Source organism: Roseburia sp. AF12-17LB (assembly GCF_003479605.1).
GTDB lineage: Bacteria > Bacillota > Clostridia > Lachnospirales > Lachnospiraceae > Roseburia_C > Roseburia_C amylophila.
In genome coordinates, this window is sequence record NZ_QUHR01000003.1 from 202248 (window position 1) to 219399 (window position 17152).

At 42.1% G+C, this 17152-nt stretch carries 18 protein-coding genes and 1 pseudogene; 2 read left to right on the top strand and 17 right to left on the bottom strand.

All coding sequences use genetic code 11. The features are described 5' to 3' along the window. Window positions 1-5: 5 nt before the first annotated feature. The 6 genes and pseudogenes from DWV68_RS05475 to DWV68_RS05490 all read right to left on the bottom strand — a co-directional run bounded on the left by DWV68_RS05475 (window position 6) and on the right by DWV68_RS05490 (window position 3331). The gene (locus tag DWV68_RS05475) at window positions 6-668 is read right to left on the bottom strand and encodes an HAD family hydrolase (protein ID WP_118665200.1); all 663 of its coding nucleotides are present in this window, start codon (window positions 666-668) and stop codon (window positions 6-8) included. A gap of 76 nt (window positions 669-744) precedes the next feature. Then, window positions 745-1461: a 4'-phosphopantetheinyl transferase family protein gene (locus DWV68_RS05480; protein ID WP_118665202.1), complete on the bottom strand. Its 717-nt coding sequence runs from the start codon at window positions 1459-1461 to the stop codon at window positions 745-747. A 225-nt stretch (window positions 1462-1686) separates the two neighbouring features. After that, window positions 1687-2289, bottom strand: coding sequence for an AAA family ATPase (locus DWV68_RS05485; RefSeq protein WP_117697827.1), 603 nt, complete (start codon window positions 2287-2289; stop codon window positions 1687-1689). Between the two features lie 139 nt (window positions 2290-2428). Continuing rightward, window positions 2429-2512: pseudogene (locus tag DWV68_RS14540) on the bottom strand (beta-glucosidase); the annotation flags it as partial. A 61-nt stretch (window positions 2513-2573) separates the two neighbouring features. Beyond that, window positions 2574-2717, bottom strand: coding sequence for a hypothetical protein (locus DWV68_RS14305; RefSeq protein ID WP_197420817.1), 144 nt, complete (start codon window positions 2715-2717; stop codon window positions 2574-2576). Continuing rightward, a complete protein-coding gene (locus DWV68_RS05490; protein ID WP_197420818.1) occupies window positions 2714-3331 on the bottom strand; it encodes a glycoside hydrolase family 3 protein in 618 nt (205 codons plus the stop codon). Before DWV68_RS05490 ends, DWV68_RS14305 begins: the two co-directional genes overlap by 4 nt. A 94-nt stretch (window positions 3332-3425) precedes the next feature. On the opposite strand from DWV68_RS05490, the gene DWV68_RS05495 reads away from it, so the two are divergent. Further along, window positions 3426-4025, top strand: a complete 600-nt coding sequence (locus tag DWV68_RS05495; protein ID WP_118173394.1) for an HD domain-containing protein — start codon at window positions 3426-3428, stop codon at window positions 4023-4025. A gap of 281 nt (window positions 4026-4306) precedes the next feature. Then, a complete protein-coding gene (locus DWV68_RS05500) occupies window positions 4307-5236 on the top strand; it encodes a hypothetical protein (RefSeq protein WP_118665206.1) in 930 nt (309 codons plus the stop codon). A 107-nt stretch (window positions 5237-5343) separates the two neighbouring features. Here the strand turns inward: DWV68_RS05500 and atpC are convergent, their stop codons facing one another. From atpC to DWV68_RS05555, 11 genes are all read right to left on the bottom strand, one after another. After that, complete coding sequence (atpC, locus tag DWV68_RS05505; protein WP_117699298.1) at window positions 5344-5760, bottom strand: ATP synthase F1 subunit epsilon; 417 nt, start codon at window positions 5758-5760, stop codon at window positions 5344-5346. A gap of 55 nt (window positions 5761-5815) precedes the next feature. Beyond that, window positions 5816-7216, bottom strand: coding sequence for a F0F1 ATP synthase subunit beta (atpD, locus tag DWV68_RS05510; RefSeq protein WP_022243511.1), 1401 nt, complete (start codon window positions 7214-7216; stop codon window positions 5816-5818). A 15-nt stretch (window positions 7217-7231) separates the two neighbouring features. Continuing rightward, window positions 7232-8125: an ATP synthase F1 subunit gamma gene (atpG, locus tag DWV68_RS05515; protein WP_118665208.1), complete on the bottom strand. Its 894-nt coding sequence runs from the start codon at window positions 8123-8125 to the stop codon at window positions 7232-7234. 18 nt (window positions 8126-8143) lie between these two features. Then, entirely contained in the window at window positions 8144-9655 is a 1512-nt protein-coding gene (gene atpA / locus DWV68_RS05520) for a F0F1 ATP synthase subunit alpha (RefSeq protein WP_118665210.1), read from the bottom strand. Window positions 9656-9660: 5 nt separating this feature from the next. Next, window positions 9661-10179, bottom strand: a complete 519-nt coding sequence (atpH, locus tag DWV68_RS05525) for an ATP synthase F1 subunit delta (protein WP_117699300.1) — start codon at window positions 10177-10179, stop codon at window positions 9661-9663. After that, the gene (atpF, locus tag DWV68_RS05530) at window positions 10157-10609 is read right to left on the bottom strand and encodes a F0F1 ATP synthase subunit B (RefSeq protein WP_117841553.1); all 453 of its coding nucleotides are present in this window, start codon (window positions 10607-10609) and stop codon (window positions 10157-10159) included. Before atpF ends, atpH begins: the two co-directional genes overlap by 23 nt. Before the next feature lie 33 nt (window positions 10610-10642). Next, window positions 10643-10873, bottom strand: coding sequence for an ATP synthase F0 subunit C (atpE, locus tag DWV68_RS05535; protein WP_012743658.1), 231 nt, complete (start codon window positions 10871-10873; stop codon window positions 10643-10645). A gap of 55 nt (window positions 10874-10928) precedes the next feature. After that, window positions 10929-11615: a F0F1 ATP synthase subunit A gene (locus tag DWV68_RS05540; RefSeq protein WP_118087879.1), complete on the bottom strand. Its 687-nt coding sequence runs from the start codon at window positions 11613-11615 to the stop codon at window positions 10929-10931. Window positions 11616-11924: 309 nt separating this feature from the next. Further along, window positions 11925-12245, bottom strand: coding sequence for a rhodanese-like domain-containing protein (locus DWV68_RS05545; RefSeq protein ID WP_022243517.1), 321 nt, complete (start codon window positions 12243-12245; stop codon window positions 11925-11927). Window positions 12246-12268: 23 nt separating this feature from the next. Then, on the bottom strand, window positions 12269-14935 hold the full coding sequence (locus DWV68_RS05550) for a hybrid sensor histidine kinase/response regulator (RefSeq protein WP_118665212.1): 2667 nt from the start codon (window positions 14933-14935) through the stop codon (window positions 12269-12271). A gap of 84 nt (window positions 14936-15019) precedes the next feature. Next, window positions 15020-17140: a SulP family inorganic anion transporter gene (locus tag DWV68_RS05555; protein WP_118665214.1), complete on the bottom strand. Its 2121-nt coding sequence runs from the start codon at window positions 17138-17140 to the stop codon at window positions 15020-15022. Window positions 17141-17152: the final 12 nt, after the last annotated feature.

Here is a 17152-nt window from a genome sequence, read left to right on the forward strand (position 1 = left end):
CCTTTTTACGCATTGAATTCATCTAAAATTGCATACAATTCTTCAGCACTAGCTGCCAGATGTGTTGCTCCATGCTCCTTTAAAAATGGAACATTCCGGAATCCCCAGGTCACACTGATACATGGCATACCGGAATTTGCTGCTGTTGCAATGTCCACATCAGAATCGCCTACATAGACCGCTTCTTCCCTGCTGCTTCCAAGCTCCTTTAACGCCTGCATAACAGTGTCAGGTGCGGGTTTCTTACGAATGCCATCTTTTTCTCCAATGGCAACTTCAATCTTTCCTTTAAAATAAATCTGCTGTAATTCCTTTACTGCAAAATCTGCTTTATTTGAAACAATTGCAAGGCGATAGCCCTGTCCCTTTAAGGAAGTAATTATTTCTTCCACGCCCGGATAAAGACAGGTGGTGTCATTACAATGCTCACCATAATATTCTTTAAAAGCTGCAAATACATGCTCAAATTCCGGATTTTCCTCTCCGCCCTCTAACGCACGCTCAATCAGCTTGCGGATGCCATTTCCGACAAATTTCCGGACATCCTCTATACTGTGCTGTGGCTGTCCATATTTTTCCAATGCATAATTGGTTGCATCAGTCAAATCCTTTAATGTGTTTAATAAGGTTCCATCCAAGTCAAAGATAACAGTGTTATATTTTTTCATCCTTCTTCTGCCTTTCTGTCACTTCCCCCGCCCCATAATTAGCAGACAGCAAATGTGAATCATGCGCTGACATTGCTCATGAGAAGCTGTCCTCTTGTAGCCATATAATTTCTGCCGCATTTTCTTTCTCAGACTCCGTGCACACGCAGATGTGGTAATCCGGTATCTCATCATGCTCTGCGAAGTTTACCGGCTGCAGGATGCCTTCCCGGTAAAGTGCTATGCCATCTTTCTTCGGATAAGATGCGATGCCATTCTCCCTCCGGTGAACTGCAATGTTCTTTAATGGAAAGGTAATTCCTTCGCCACTCCATTTTACATAGCTTTCCTTGGCTGTCCAGAGACGTACAAATGCCATTTCTTTATCCGGCTGGCTCTGTATCCATGCCTGCTCGTCCTTTGTGCAGCACTTGTCCAAAAGCGTCTGCTTTAATGCTCTCCGGTGTTCGATGTCAATTCCAACCGGTGCATCAGAAAATACCGCCACTGCATAGTTTCCTGTGTGAGACAGATTAAAATGCAGTCCCTCACAGCCTGCCACCTGCGGCTTGCCATGGGTTCCCATTATAAGCTGACAGGCATCTAAATCTATGCCATTTTCCCGTAACCCATAGGAAAGCAGGATGCCTGCAGCAAGACTCCGCAGTCTGTCGTCTTCTTTTTTTATTTTATTTACCTTCTCCCAACGTGTGGGAAGCAATTTTATTTGTTCTTTATATTCCGGATGCTCTTTTAACAGCCGGATATCCATTCCATATATGCTCCACATATCCACATCATAGCACAAATACAAAAAGTTCTCCACATTCTGTTATAAAAAAAGAATGTGCCTTGGCACATTATCGCGCCTGCGGCGGTCGCTTGCGACATCTACCTTATACGCCGCAGTGCACATCCTCGCGGAGCATTTTTTACTTTACAGGAAAACAATTTCCTGTAAAGTAAAAAATCCCCGGGCAAAATACTTCTCTTCCCATAAGAAGCATTTTGCCCGGGATTCCACTTTTAAACTATGTAATTAGTCCTGATTGATAGTCTCATTTAAGATTCCAGTAATCTCTTTCATGGACTTTTCAAACTCTTCATCATTGTTGTTATTGAAAATCAGTAAATCATCTTTTACATTCGGATCATGCAGGTCTTCCGGAATCTCAAAGTTACAGGATGCAATATATTCATCCCAGTGCTCTAACTTCCAATCATCACGGTCAGATGCTCTGGTAATCATTCTCTCATGAACGATTTCCGGATCTGTCTGTACCCAGATTGTTACTAATGTAGCATCTTTCTTTGCCAGCTGGGCTTTCAGGCCTTTGATATATTCCATATCACGGATTTCTCTTGTAAATGGTGCATTGATAAGAACCAGATCTTCATACTCCAATGCCTCCAGTGCCAGATTTACGACACATTCATATTCATAATCACGAATGTTCTTCTCAAAGAAATCACTGCTTCTATTATATGGCTGTCCAGCCACTACAAAAATCTGTTTGGATAATGTAATTAAAGTATCCTTATCCAGATATACAATATGGTTTAATCTCTTTGCCAGTTCTTTTGAAATATATGTTTTCCCGCAAGCTGGCGGTGATGTTACGATAATCAGTTTCTTGCTCATTTCTACTTCTTCCTCCGTATTTCCTGTTCATTTTTCCCACTATTATAAAACAGGTTTTCCGATAGAACAAGGGGTTTTTTTTACTTTTTTTCCTATTTTTTCGTAAATATGCAATATTTTTTAAGATAATAACAGCCGTTTATCTTAGAATTTCTCCGTTGCTTTCGATTACTTTCTTGTACCAGTAGAAGGATTTCTTTTTCGTTCTCTTCAAGGTGCCTTTCCTTCATATCGATCCAGTATAATTTCAAGGCTTTCATCTTTTTCCTCTTATCCCTGTACTTTTATATGGTTCTTGTCTGTCGCTGATAGCAGAACGGGTCTACCGGACTCTTTCCCTTAAAGGATGACTCGCCATTTAATTTCTTTACCAGCATTTCAACGTTAAATTCATTGGCTGTATATGCATTGATAAAGGTCTCTATCATCGGCACATCCTGCATATGATACGGATTTGCAATGGAGATAAACATGGTCGGAATCTCATGGGCAAACCATGGTGCATCATATCCGATTGGTGGTCTCCCACTGCCGGTTTTCCGCTGGCACTGATGGCATCTCCTAATACGATGGTCAGTACCTTCTTATATTTATCCTTAGAAAGTGGCAGAAGATTCTGCTCATCCTTTACCAGTGTAATTGCTTTATCGGATACCTGATATGCCATGTCAATATGCTTCTTACAACGCAAAATATCAAGGGCAGACTCATCCGGAATCAGAGTATGCGATTTCTGTTTCTCATGCAGCTTCAAAGATGCTTTTGTTGCCAAAATATAAGTAACCGCCTCATTCAGACGTTCTTCTGAAATTATGCCACTCTTAACTGCCTCTAAAACAGTCTCGTAATCCTCTTTCAGATTCTTCGTAAATAAAAGCATGTCACAGCCTGCATTGATGGATTTCGGAAGCAGCTCTTTACGTCTTCCGGCACAGCCAAAGCCTACCATATTGGTGGCATCTGTAGTAATCATTCCGTTGAAACCAAGCTTTCCTCTTAACAATCCCTGTAGCAGTTCTTTCGATAATGATGCTATATGCAAAAAAATGCCCTCTTTCCACACAAATTTGATTTGCACATTTATTTTATCCGGTGTATATTTTTACTGAACTGACAAAAGAAAGAAGGTCGAAAAAATGGAACACATTGCAAGAAATGATGCTTTTGCATTACTGAAAAAATATAACAAAGACCCTTTTCATATTCAGCATGCGCTTACGGTTGAAGCTGTTATGAAATGGTATGCCAATGAATTAGGCTATGGCGAGGATGCTGAATACTGGGGTATCGTGGGACTGCTTCACGATATCGACTTCGAATTATATCCTGCCGAGCATTGTCTTAAGGCTCCGGAATTGTTAAAGGATGGCGGCGTTTCGGATGACATTATTCATGCGGTCTGCTCCCACGGCTACGGCATTACCGTAGAATGTGGCACAACCATTGATGTGGAACCGCTTCACGAAATGGAAAAGGTTTTATTTGCCGCAGACGAATTAACCGGTCTTATCTGGGCCGCCGCACTGATGCGTCCATCCAAGAGCACGAAAGATATGGAATTAAAATCCTTAAAGAAGAAATATAAGAGCAAAGGCTTTGCTGCCGGATGCTCCCGTGAAGTAATTGAACGTGGTGCCGCACAGCTTGGCTGGGACTTAGAAAAACTTCTTACCATGACACTGCAGGCAATGGCGGCAACCGAAGATGAAATCAAGGCGGAAATAGAAGCGGAATAATTTTTCTGTCTTGCTCCTGCCCTCTTCCTATGTTAAAATGTGAAAAAGCATATATTATACAATCTATATGGCACTTTCTATAGTTCAAATCCGGTTCTGCATAGAACCCCGCATTTCTGTATCTATCTATGCTTTTGATTCACTATTTAACTAAAAAGCAGGAGCGATACAGTATGGAAATAACTGCCATTATTCGATAGCAGATAATCTTTTGCCACTGGATATGATATTTATTTTCTATTGCTGCTTATCCTCCTGCCACACACAAGGAGGACTTGCCTATGACAGGAAAAGCACATGAAGCAAATGAAACAACGAAACGCACACCGGTGGCGAACCGCAAATTTAAGGACACTGTTTTCCGGATGCTGTTTTCGGATAAGGAAGCACTATTATCCCTTTACAATGCAATTAATAACAGTCATTACACGGATTCCGGTGCCCTCGAAATTGTAACCCTGGAAAATGCCATTTACATGGGAATGAAGAACGATCTGGCTTTTATTCTGGACATGAATCTCTATCTATACGAGCATCAGTCCACAATGAATCCAAATATTCCGCTTCGGGATTTATTCTACATCGCAGCGGAATACCAGAAGCTTGTGGATAAGAAATCCCTGTATTCTTCTGCACTACAAAAAATTCCAAATCCCCATTTTATTGTATTTTATAATGGAAGCACACCGATAGATGATTGCTATACCAGCCGTTTGTCAGATGCTTTTTATCATGTAACTGACAATCCATCGTTAGAACTTATTGTTACTACATTCAATGTAAACGCAGGACACAACAACGAGTTAATGTCCCATTGCCAGATATTAAAGGAATATTCCATTTATGTTGCAAAGGTTCGTTCCTTTGCAGAACAGATGCCTTTGGATGATGCCGTACAAAAGGCTGTCACCGAATGCATTCAGGAAAATATTCTGGCAGATTTTCTTAGGAAGAATCAGGCGGAGGTAATTGCTATGAGTATTTTTGAATATGATAAAGTTGAAGAAGAGAAAAAACTGAGAAAAGCCGAATTTGACGCCGGTGTTGAACAGGGATTAAAGCAGGGTGTTGCCCAGGGAATTGAGCAAGGATTAAAGCAGGCTTCTACCGATACCGCCCTTCGTCTATTAAAAACAGGAAAGTTTGATGCGAAGGAAATAGCAGAACTTTGTAATCTTCCTTTAGAGGACGTTACTGCACTCATGAAATAACTTTTATATTACATAAATATTTGATACCCATAGAACCTGCCACCGGCAGCTCAAGAAACCCGCAGACCACCTGTTTTCAAACAGATAATCTGCGGGTTTCCTATTGCTTACTGGTACTTGCTGGTTGCCTTCAGCCGGGTCAGGGCACGGGATAAGGATGCTCTGGAATGATAGTATTCCTGGATGCTCTGCTTCTGCCGCATCTGCTCCTCGGCACGTTCTTTTGCTTCCCTGGCTCTGGCAACATCAATTTCTTCCGGACGCTCTGCCGTTTCTACCAGAAGCGTCACACGGTTGTTGACGATTTCCACAAAGCCCATACCAACTACTGCATATTCCCAATTTGCAGTTCCTTCCGGCTGAAAACGCATTTCACCTTCATCTATGGCAATAACCATATCCTCATGATGTGCCAGAATCTCTTTCTGTCCATCATATTCCGGAACAATCAGTGAACGGCATCTGCCGGCATAGAATACCCGGTTCGCTGCAATTATTTTTAAATAAAATGTATTTCCTGCCATATTTGCACCTCTTTATTCGAAAGATGTCACCAGGCGTATTCCTGCACAACATATGCTATGCATTCTGGTGTTCCATCTCTTCTGCTTTACGGATAACGTCTTCTACTGTTCCTACGTTGAAGAATGCATTTTCCGGATACTGATCCATATCACCATCGATGATTGCCTTGAATCCTCGAATGGTTTCAGATAACGGAACATAAACGCCCTTTACGCCGGTAAAGTTCTCTGCCACATGGAACGGCTGTGATAAGAACTTCTGAATCTTTCTTGCACGATATACCAGTAACTTGTCCTCATCTGCCAGCTCTTCCATACCAAGAATTGCGATGATATCCTGTAACTCTTTGTATTTCTGCAGAATCTCCTGTACTTTCCGGGCTACCTGATAATGTTCTTCTCCAACGATGTCTGCCTCTAAGATACGGGATGTAGATTCCAGCGGGTCTACTGCCGGATAAATACCCTGCTCTACAATCTTTCTGGAAAGTACGGTGGTCGCATCCAGATGCGCGAAAGTAGTAGCCGGTGCCGGGTCAGTTAAATCGTCTGCCGGTACATAGACTGCCTGAACGGATGTAACCGAACCATTCTTTGTAGATGCAATACGCTCCTGCAATTCACCCATTTCAGTTGCCAGTGTCGGCTGATATCCTACTGCGGAAGGCATACGTCCTAACAATGCAGATACCTCAGAACCTGCCTGTGTAAAACGGAAAATATTGTCAATGAAAAGAAGCACATTCTGGTGTTTCTCATCACGGAAATATTCTGCCATGGTAAGTCCGGTCTCAGCCACACGCATACGTGCTCCAGGCGGCTCGTTCATCTGACCGAACACTAAGGCTGTCTTCTCTAATACACCGGATTCTTTCATTTCTGTCCAGAGGTCATTACCCTCACGGGAACGCTCTCCAACACCGGTGAAAATGGAATATCCGCCATGCTCTGTTGCGATGTTACTGATTAACTCCTGAATCAATACGGTTTTACCTACTCCGGCTCCACCGAACAATCCAATCTTACCACCTTTTGCATATGGTGCTAAAAGGTCGATAACTTTAATACCGGTCTCTAAGATTTCCTCTGCCGGGTTCTGGTCTTCAAATGCCGGCGGTTCACGATGGATGACCCATTCCGGTGCATCCTTCAATGGTTCGCCACCATCAATTGCTTCTCCTAATACGTTGAACAGTCTTCCCAATGTCTGCTCTCCGACAGGAGTTTTAATTCCGCTTCCTGTAGCGGTTACTTCCATATCACGGCAAAGTCCTTCGCTGGAAGCTAACATAATACAACGTACCGTATGATTTCCGATATGCTGTGCCACTTCCATGATACACTTCTTATCGCCGTTTTTCACTTCAAGGGCGTCTTTGATTGCCGGCAATTCTTCGTCTTCAAATGAGACATCCACTACCGGACCTAACACCTGTATAATTTTTCCTGTCTTCATGAAAAAGCCTCCTTATCACTGCCTCTTTTTCCGTTTCTGAGCTTTTGCTCCTGCAATGACCTCGGTTATTTCCTGGGTAATTGCTGCCTGTCTTGCACGATTATATAAGATATCCAGTTCATGGAGCATATCTTTGGCACTTTTGGTTGCTGCCTCCATTGCCATCATTCTTGCGTTCTGCTCGCAGGAATAAGACTCAACTAACGCTCCATAGATGAAACCAACTACATAATCCGGTACAATTCGATCCATCACTGCCTCCGGAGATGGTTTCAACGCCAGTTCCTCCATCGGAATATCTGCAGGCAGTTTCACGTTAAAACTTGCTTTCTTCAGTGGGAGCAGCTGTCTGATCTGTGTCTCCTCCTGAATTGCATTGACCATGCTGGTATAGATGATATAGACTTCATCTAACTCTTCTTTCCGGTACAGCTCCAGAAGTTCCTCTGCAATATTTCTTGCACGGTTCAGTGTCGGATTCTGTACGGTATAGTGGAACTGCTTATCAATCTCAATTCCACGCTGTTCAAAATAGTGACGGCCTAACTCACCTAATACAAACAGTTTGTTATTTTTATGTGCTTTCAAATGCTCCTCTGCAAGCTTTAATACATTATGATTATAGGAACCTGCCAGTCCCTTATCTGCTGTAATAACAATATAACCAACCATGCGCTCTTCCGGTTTCTTATCTTCATTTGTCTTAAAATAAATATCTTCAATATCCGGAAGATGTCTTAAGATTCTGCTCATTTCTGACTGCAGGGTAAAGAAATAAGGTTCTGTGTCCGAAAGCATTTTCTTTGATTTCTTCAGCTTCGAAGAAGAAATCATATACATTGCATTGGTAATCTTCAATGTATCATTGATACTCTTCATCCGATCCTGAATTTCCTTTGCATTTGCCATAACAACACCTGCTCATTCCTATTGATTTCTACTGTCTTCGAATTCTTTTGCAGCCGCAATAATCTTATCGGTCAGTTCATCGGAAAGCACTTTGGTCTCTTCGATTTCCCTGCCGATTTCCGGATGCTTCAAATCCATGTATTCAAGCATTTCATTCTGATACTGTTTTACATTCTTTGTTTCTACTTTATCAAATACACCATGGTTTGCCATACACAGTGTCTCTACCTGCTCATGCAGGGAAAGCGGATTGCAAAGCGGCTGTTTTAAAAGCTCCATCAGTGCTTTTCCATGCTGTAACTGTGCCTTGGTCATATCATCAAGGTCCGATGCAAACTGGGTAAATACTTCCATCTCACGATACTGTGCCAGGTCGATACGGATACTTCCGGATGCCTTCTTCATTGCCTTGGTCTGTGCAGCACCACCGACACGGGATACGGACAAACCAACGTTGACTGCCGGACGCATACCTGAGAAGAAAAGGTTACTCTCTAAGAAAATCTGTCCGTCTGTAATTGAAATTACGTTTGTCGGAATGTATGCAGATACATCTCCTGCCTGTGTCTCAATGATTGGAAGCGCGGTAATGGAACCACCACCTAATTCATCGCTCAGACGGCTGGAACGCTCTAACAATCTGGAATGTAAGTAGAATACGTCACCAGGATAAGCTTCACGTCCCGGAGAACGCTCTAACAACAGAGAAATTGCACGATATGCTACCGCATGTTTGGATAAATCATCATATACGATTAACACATCTTTTCCCTGATGCATAAAGTACTCTGCCATTGCAGTTCCTGCATATGGTGCGATGTACTGCATGGATGCTGGATCACTTGCAGTTGAGGAAACCACAATGGAATAATCCATTGCATCATGCTTGGTCAGTGTAGATACGATTTTTGCTACACTGGACGCCTTCTGGCCGATGGCAACATAGATACAGATTACTCCTTTGCCTTTCTGGTTAATGATGGTATCTGTCGCAATGGAGGTCTTTCCGGTCTGACGGTCTCCGATAATTAACTCTCGCTGTCCTCTACCAATTGGGAACATGGAGTCAATGGACAAGATTCCTGTTTCCATTGGTGTATTTACTGATTTACGTTCTACAATGCCCGGTGCTTCCTCTTCGATTGGACGATAATCATCTTCCTTAATCTCGCCCTTTCCATCAATCGGCTCACCTAATGCATTAATGATTCTTCCAACAAAGCCTTCCCCTACCGGGATTCCAGCCTTCTTCTTTGTACGAACTACTTTGGTTCCTTCTTTGATTCCGGTATCGCGGCCGAATAAAATAACACCAATTTCATTCTGTCTGATATCCTGTACCATTCCTTTTACACCATTATCAAATACTACGATTTCGCCATACATTGCATGGTCGATTCCGTAAATGGTTGCAATTCCGTCACCGACCCAGATTACGGAACCGGTTTCACGACTGGATTCATCCCAGTCAAATTCTTCTATCTCGCTTTGGATAATCGAGATTATGTCTGCAGCACTAATTGCGCCCACAGGCTTCACCTCCCTGTTAATTTTCTTTCCAACTGACGTAAGCGGCCTTCATAGCTTCTGTCATATTCTTTATGATGAACCTTGATGACATATCCGCCCAGAAGACTCTCATCTTCTTTTTCTGTCAGAACAATCTCACAGTCCGGATATTTTTCCGTAAGAATCTTTCTTGCCTCTGCTTCTTCCTGTGGCTTTGGTGTACCTGCACAGGTCAGTTCTGCACGCAGGATATGATTCTGTCTGTCCCAATAGAGATAAAATGCTTCCAGTATATCGCTGATTTCTTCGATATAACCCAGTCTGCACATCACTTTGGTATAATTTACAAGCACTTTGGATAATCCTGCATTCTGATATACTTTCTCTATTATGGCATCTTTCTTATGTATGGAAATTACCGGGCTTGTAAGAACCTTAAGCAGTTCCGGTGTAAGCTCATACAGCTTACGAAGGGTATCTGCTTCCTGTCTTGTGGCACCCAGCCGATACAATACCTTTGCGTTATTTACTGCTTCCTGTGTCATGAGCATCACCTGTTTTCATAATTTTCCGTGCAGCGATGACTGCCAGTTTGGCAATCTCAGCCTGAGCTGCCTGCTGTGCCTTTTCCTGCTCGTTTGCAATATCTTCCTTGGCTTTTTCTAACATATGCTCAGTCTCTTCCCGGGTCTTCTCTACCGAGCGTGCATGCTCTTCTTCTGCTCTTGCTCTGGCATCAATAATAATCTGGTCTGCCTCCGTTCTTGCATCCGATAAGCGTTCTTCATAATCTGCCTTTAATTTTCTGGCATCTTCTTCGCTTTTCTTTGCATCGTCGAACTGCTTCTTTACCATTTCTTCTCTTGCCTCAATCACATTCATGACTCTCTGATAAAGAAATTTACGAAAGACTACATATAATACCAGCAGATTTACAACGGTCCATAAGATATTCCAAAAATTAATGCTAAGCATTTCCCGTACCTGCCTTTCTATAATCTTTCTTTATTATTTTAAGAAGAGGATGATTAACAATGCGATAACGAATCCGTAAATAGCAGTTGCCTCTGCCAATGCACATCCAAGAAGAAGTGATTTGCTGATTTTGCTCTCTGCTTCCGGCTGTCTTGCAATTGCATCTACTGCGGATGATGTTGCTTTTCCAATTCCAAGTCCTGCTCCAATACCTGTTAATACTGCGATACCTGCTCCGATTGCTACTAATAATGTTGATGACATAATATGCACTCCTTTTCTTTTCTACTTTTTTGTTTCTCTTTTTGTTTTTTCTTCCCTATTCGGTTGCTTCTTTGACGAACAATGCGGTCAGAAATACGAATACATATGCCTGAATCAATCCGTCAAAAATGTCAAAATAACAGCTAAATACTGCTGGCAGAATTGCCGGTACTACCATTTTCAGCAATTCCATAATGACAAATGAACCTAATACATTTCCAAAAAGTCGCATACACAGCGACAATGGTTTGATAAAGACCTCCAGAATATTGATTGGAAGTACTACCGGCATCGGCTCTGCAAAACTCTTAAGCCAGCCCTTCGTTCCTTTCCTGCGGATACCCGCCATCTCAATCAATATGATACTCATCAGGGACAATGCTGCAGTAACATTCATATCCTTGGTCGGTGGTTTAAATCCCAGCAGACCGATTAAGTTGGCAATTCCAATATAGATTGCCACCGTCATAAGATAAGGAATATACTGCTTTCCTTTTTCGCCTATGGTATCCCGGAAGAAGTTATTCAACCCGTTTACAGCCGTTTCCAGAATAATCTGTCTGCGTCCCGGATGTTCCACACTTAAGTTCCTGGTCAGGAGTATGCACAGCACAATAACTACTGCCATGATAATCCAGGTTACTACTACGGATTCATAAATGGGAATGCCTCCAAAAATTGGAATTGTAAATACCGTTTCACAGTTCAATTCTTCCATCAGGCTATTTACCAGAGCATCCATCTGTCTCACTTCCTTCTGCTGCTCTAAGGCATTTTTAAATCGTTAAAATTCTAACAAGAAAAAAATGCAAACGCAACCGTTTTCTTCCTGCAAAAATAGGTCTGACCATTTGCTGTTTTTTCGTGTAAATATTCCATATTCTTCTGCAATTTTTGCCAGTTTTTTGGTTGTTTTTTTATGCAATTTGTACACTTGCGTCAATTTGTATATTTTGGTATTAAAAAAATGCAGAAATTTCCTGTTTTTTCACAAACATTTTCTGCATTTTTCTTATTCTTTATAGACTTTATACAATTTTAATCATTAAGCTTACTTCACCAGAATTCCGTGGTGTTCCTCCATATAACCGCCGAAAATGGCATTCTTATAGCCTAATTTCTTAAATGCTTTTACCGCCTTTTCGGACCGGTAGCTGTAACTTCCTATAATATAAAAAGATTTTTCCTTATCCGGGAATCTCCGCAAAATACGGTCTTCCGTTATCTTGTCCAGCGGAATATTCTTTGTTCCTGCCACATGTCCTTTCTGGTAATCTTCCTTTGCCCGGCAGTCAATTATAATTGCATTTTCCGAAGTATGCGCTGCATTGATTGCTTCATTTACAGTCAGACGTTTCTTAAAAATACCCATTCTTCTGTTCCCTTCTTCTTTTGTTATGCTTTTGCCTGCATATAAATCCGGATGTTTTCTTCCAATAAATCCAGATCCACCGGTTTGGCAATGTGTGCATCCATCCCTGCTTCCATACAGGTCCGGATATCTTCCGCAAAGGCATTGGCAGTCATGGCAAAAATCGGTATTTTCGCTGCTTCCTTCTTCTTAAGTCTCCGGATTTCTTTCGTTGCATCATAGCCGTTCATAACAGGCATCTTAATGTCCATTAAAATAATATTATATCGTCCTTCCTCCGCTCTTGCAAACATTTCTACTGCTTCCTTGCCATTTACTGCCCGGTCACAGTCTGCACCTTCCATTTTTAACAGTTCTTCCAATATTTCTGCATTTAAATCATTATCATCTGCTATCAGAAAACGCATTCCTTTTAATGTCATTTTCTCTTTTTCTGTTGCTTGTCCTTTTCCCTGCAATTGCTGCTCTTTTCTTGCCTGTTCGATGCACCGTTTAAAATTTGTCACAAAAAACGGCTTGCTTAAAATACTTTGAATTCCAGCATAACCCGCTGCTTCTTCTATCTCCTTACAATCATAGGCAAAAAGCAGTAATACTGTTTTCTCTCCCAGAATCTGATGCAATTTTTCTGCCGTTGCAACGCCATCCATTCCCGGCATCTTCCAGTCTATAATTACAACATCCCAGGTCTTTGTTTTTCCGGCTTCCACAGCCTGTTCTGCTATATGAACCGCCATTTTGCCGGAATCTGCTGTCTGCACATCAATCCCAAACGGATGCAGCGTATCCATAATATATCTTCTTGATTCACTCTCATCATCAACCACCAGTACCTGGCTTATCTTCTGCAGTTTCCACCAGTTAACCTTCTCCTGGTACTTTATTTTCCGGAAATTCAAAATCACCTCAAAAGTAGTTCCTTTTCCAAGCTTACTCTTCACATGAATGCTTCCACCCATTAACTCCACCAGGCTCTTGGCAATTGGCATTCCAAGACCCGTTCCGGAAACCGGATTAACAGTGCTTTGCACTTCCCGGCTGAATGGGTCAAAAAGATTCTTAAGATACTCTTCACCCATCCCCTGTCCATTATCACTGATCCGGAACTGATACTGTGCAAAGTTTCCCTTTTTCTTTGGTACTTCTGTAATATCAAATACTATCTTACCGCCCTTTGGGGTATATTTTACTGCATTGGATAAAATGTTCAGCAGTATCTGCTTCAGACGTAATTTATCTGCTTCCACTTCTTCTGTTTCTATCCGATGTACATGAATCATGAATTCCTGCCCCTTCTCTCTGGTCTGTGAACGGATAATCATATCCAGTTCTTCCACCAGTTCAGCAATATTCGTGTTCATAATATTAAGGACCGTTTTACCGGCCTCAATCTTCGACATATCAAGGACATCATTAATGAGTCCAAGCAGATGTTCCCCTGAATAAGTCAGTTTTCTTGCATATTCCCGGACACAATCCGAATTTTCAGCATCTCTTGAAATCAGTGTAGCCAGTCCCATAACCGCATTTAAAGGAGTCCGCATATCATGGCTCATATTGGATAAAAATACACTTTTCGCTTCATTGGCACGCTCTGCCTCTGCTTTTGCCGTATTTGCAAACAGCACCGTCTCTTCCAATGCAGTATTGACTTCTTCCAGCTTCTCTGCTGCTTCTGCCTGCTGCATTGCATTTCGTCTCGCGTAAGCTACCTTATTCTTTTCATTATAAATCCATAGAATACTAATACCCAGTGCTGCTAACATTGCAATGATAATGCAGGTCACTGTCAGCCAGATATGCAGCATCATAATCTGATAATCTGCCAGTACATTCTGCACAATCGTACTGTCCACTTCACAGGCTATCATATACTGTGTTCCTTTTAATGCACGATACGAAAAATAGTCGGACTCATTTTCACGTTCCAGGGTTATACACCCGGAGCTGCGTTCTGCATAGTCCGACTTCACTTTTTCATAATCTTTCTTATTCATAATCTTTTGTTCATGGTAACTATCAAACAGATTATAATTTATGGTTACTTCACCCGGCTCATTATTAATGCTTGCATATGCCACTTCTCCGTTTTCATCCATGACATAGATATTAGCCTGTCCGTTATAAGCAGACGTTACAAAAAGATCGTTAATAATCTGTGGCCGGAATAGAAATGCAATTGCTTCATATTCTTCCCCATTGACCAAAAAAGAATCTACTGATTTTGCAATTATAAAGATTTCCTCTCCATCCTTCCAGGTACAGTACTGGGCAATTCCTTTATTCTCACCAAATAATTCTGACAATCCATCCTGCATCTGTATTCTGCCATTCAGTCCACGCATGCACAGATATTCACCTTCATCATTGACAAAGACAATATCCCGCACCATATTACTTTCCATAGAGTCAAAATAGTTCTGGTAATCTTTCAGTTCTGCTCCCCTTTCCCCATCCCCGAACATATATTTTTCAATAGAATCTATCTGTTCATAAGTAATCTCCAGACGGTTCCGGTAAGCACGCTCCATCTGTTCCATCAGTTCAGATAAACTCTGTTTGCTGTTCTTATCAATGTATTGATTTGAACCCCCAAGGTCTTTTGACATCCAGCCAAATATCAAAGCCATAACCACAATACATACAATCAATACCGTAAAAAACCTTTTTTCCTGCTTTTCCTTTTTCATCCCGCATAATACCTTCCAATCTGTTTCAGATTATCAGACTGGTTCCTGCAAATTTTGTCGAAAAAGCAAGATGTCTCTGCCTAATTAAATCTTTCCTGAAGTCCGTTTTTCCCTTAAGTCCTCTACCAGTGCATAAACCTCCGGTCTCCGTTCCTTCAGATGTTCGTCTAACGCATGCCGGCGTTCTTTAAAGCGCTCTGCCAGTTCCGGATGTTCCTTTGCAATACGCTCATGTACTTCCCGTCGATGTTCCTCTAACCGCATAGCCAGCGTTCTTTCATCTTTACCGGAAATATTAACAATCTCTTTCAAATGCTCCTCTAAATGCTCCAGCCACTCATCTTCGTCCAGTTCTTCCATATGGGACCAGCTTCCATGTAACAGCTTTTCCACATCTCCTGTCTTTTTCAGCTGTTCTATCTGTGCCACAATCTGCCGCTCTATAGCATCTTCAGTTTCCGAACCAAATGCCCAGACAAATTCCTGCACCCGGTTATCCGCCCGCTTTCTTGAGGCACTGCGCTGTTTATTGTCTACACCGCCCTCCAGCGGATAAGGACGTTCATAACCCATATCCTTTAAAGCAATATGTATTGTTCTTCTTGCGCTGCCCTCTTCTATGATGTGTCCCAGACCAAGCTTTCGCATCTGTTCATTCAAATCTGCAATATGTTCTGTAATATAAAAACAGATACCACGTTTCTTAAGACCCTGATACAGCATTTCCAACTGATCCGCCGCTGTAATGTCCATGGAGCCGATAGCACTGGCATCTAAAATGACTGCCTTCGTATCCTCTTTTATATTGTCTTCAATGTCCCGCTTTAACATCTGCACATTAGCAAAAAAGAGATTACTGCTGAACCGGTATATCAGAACGCCTTCTATCGCATGTATCTGATGACTTTCTTTTAAATCCCGGAAATGGCGATGTCCCGGCTGGATTCCAAGAAAACATCTTGATGGCTTGGCAGTACGGATAATCATCTCAGTAAAGGAAAGTATAATGCCAATCAAAACGCCATTGATGGTTCCAAGCATCAGCACGCCAAAGAATGCTCCTAAGAAAATGAAGAATTCTGTACGGCTGACCTTCAACAATCTTGCAGCAAGCTCAAATTCCGTTGCCCCAAGTAATGCAGAAATTACAATTGCCGTCAGCATCGGAATCGGAAGATAGCCGATAAATCCGGTTCCGCAAAGCAGCAATACCAGCATGGATAAACCGGCTATGATTCCGGTCAGCTGTGTCTTACTCTGATACTGTTCTCCCATTGCAGTTCTTGAAACAGAGCCATTAATAGGACAGCAGCCTGTAAATGCTGCCAGGAAATTTCCCATGGAGAATGCAAAAATTTCCTGATTATCATTCATTCGATATCCATTCTTCTGTGCGAAATTATTTTCTGCCAGAAGCGTTTCTGCCATAATGACCACTGCCACCGAAAGGCTGATAGTTACTACCTCTTTCATCGGAAGCATGCGGATATCCGGAATCACAAACTGTGGAAGTCCCGGTTCTACTGCAGACAGCGTCTGGATTCCCCATTCCCTCACCGGAAAAAATTTTGTCATTACTGCTCCTGCTGCCATTAAAAGCACTGCCATTGGAAATTTCGGCATTATTTTCTTTGATACAAGAAGTATCAGAAGGGAAATGCCGCCTAAAATCAGTGATGGCAGATTCACCTTCGTCTGCCCGATATGCTCCACCAGCTCAATGAGTTCTCCAACGCCGGCGGTACCGCCCATTAACTTTGGTACCTGCATCAGAATAATCGTGGTGCAGATTCCGGTAATAAATCCACCCATAACCGGTGCCGAAATATAGTTCACCAGTTTTCCTGCTTTCATAAAATAGAACGCCAATAACCAGACTGCCACAAAGAAAGTAAGTACCGGCACTGCTGCAATTGCTTCACTGCTTCCACTCTCAATACCAAGTCCCACCAGTGCCGAACCGATTAAGGCTGCCGGTGCCGCATCTACGCCAAAAATAAACTGTGGTGAAGTCGAACACAGTGCAAATATCAGAATTGGGAAAATGGAACCATACAGACCATAGACTGCCGGAAGTCCTGCAATCTGTGCATAGCCCATAGCTATCGGAATGGAAACTGCCATAATAATAATACCGGTCAGAATATCCTTTGGAAAATTTTTCTTATCATATTTACGAATGGTAGCTGCAAGTTGTATGCGCATATTATCGCTTCT

Excerpts from the sequence above, each read along its gene's own strand:
- DWV68_RS05475 (WP_118665200.1), bottom strand. The coding sequence starts at position 668 with ATGAAAAAATATAACACTGTTATCTTTGACTTGGATGGAACCTTATTA.
- DWV68_RS05485 (WP_117697827.1), bottom strand. The coding sequence starts at position 2,289 with ATGAGCAAGAAACTGATTATCGTAACATCACCGCCAGCTTGCGGGAAA.
- DWV68_RS14305 (WP_197420817.1), bottom strand. The coding sequence starts at position 2,717 with ATGATAGAGACCTTTATCAATGCATATACAGCCAATGAATTTAACGTT.
- DWV68_RS05495 (WP_118173394.1), top strand. The coding sequence starts at position 3,426 with ATGGAACACATTGCAAGAAATGATGCTTTTGCATTACTGAAAAAATAT.
- DWV68_RS05500 (WP_118665206.1), top strand. The coding sequence starts at position 4,307 with ATGACAGGAAAAGCACATGAAGCAAATGAAACAACGAAACGCACACCG.
- atpC (WP_117699298.1), bottom strand. The coding sequence starts at position 5,760 with ATGGCAGGAAATACATTTTATTTAAAAATAATTGCAGCGAACCGGGTA.
- atpD (WP_022243511.1), bottom strand. The coding sequence starts at position 7,216 with ATGAAGACAGGAAAAATTATACAGGTGTTAGGTCCGGTAGTGGATGTC.
- atpG (WP_118665208.1), bottom strand. The coding sequence starts at position 8,125 with ATGGCAAATGCAAAGGAAATTCAGGATCGGATGAAGAGTATCAATGAT.
- atpH (WP_117699300.1), bottom strand. The coding sequence starts at position 10,179 with ATGACACAGGAAGCAGTAAATAACGCAAAGGTATTGTATCGGCTGGGT.
- atpF (WP_117841553.1), bottom strand. The coding sequence starts at position 10,609 with ATGCTTAGCATTAATTTTTGGAATATCTTATGGACCGTTGTAAATCTG.
- atpE (WP_012743658.1), bottom strand. The coding sequence starts at position 10,873 with ATGTCATCAACATTATTAGTAGCAATCGGAGCAGGTATCGCAGTATTA.
- DWV68_RS05540 (WP_118087879.1), bottom strand. The coding sequence starts at position 11,615 with ATGGATGCTCTGGTAAATAGCCTGATGGAAGAATTGAACTGTGAAACG.
- DWV68_RS05545 (WP_022243517.1), bottom strand. The coding sequence starts at position 12,245 with ATGGGTATTTTTAAGAAACGTCTGACTGTAAATGAAGCAATCAATGCA.
- DWV68_RS05550 (WP_118665212.1), bottom strand. The coding sequence starts at position 14,935 with ATGAAAAAGGAAAAGCAGGAAAAAAGGTTTTTTACGGTATTGATTGTA.
- DWV68_RS05555 (WP_118665214.1), bottom strand. The coding sequence starts at position 17,140 with ATGCGCATACAACTTGCAGCTACCATTCGTAAATATGATAAGAAAAAT.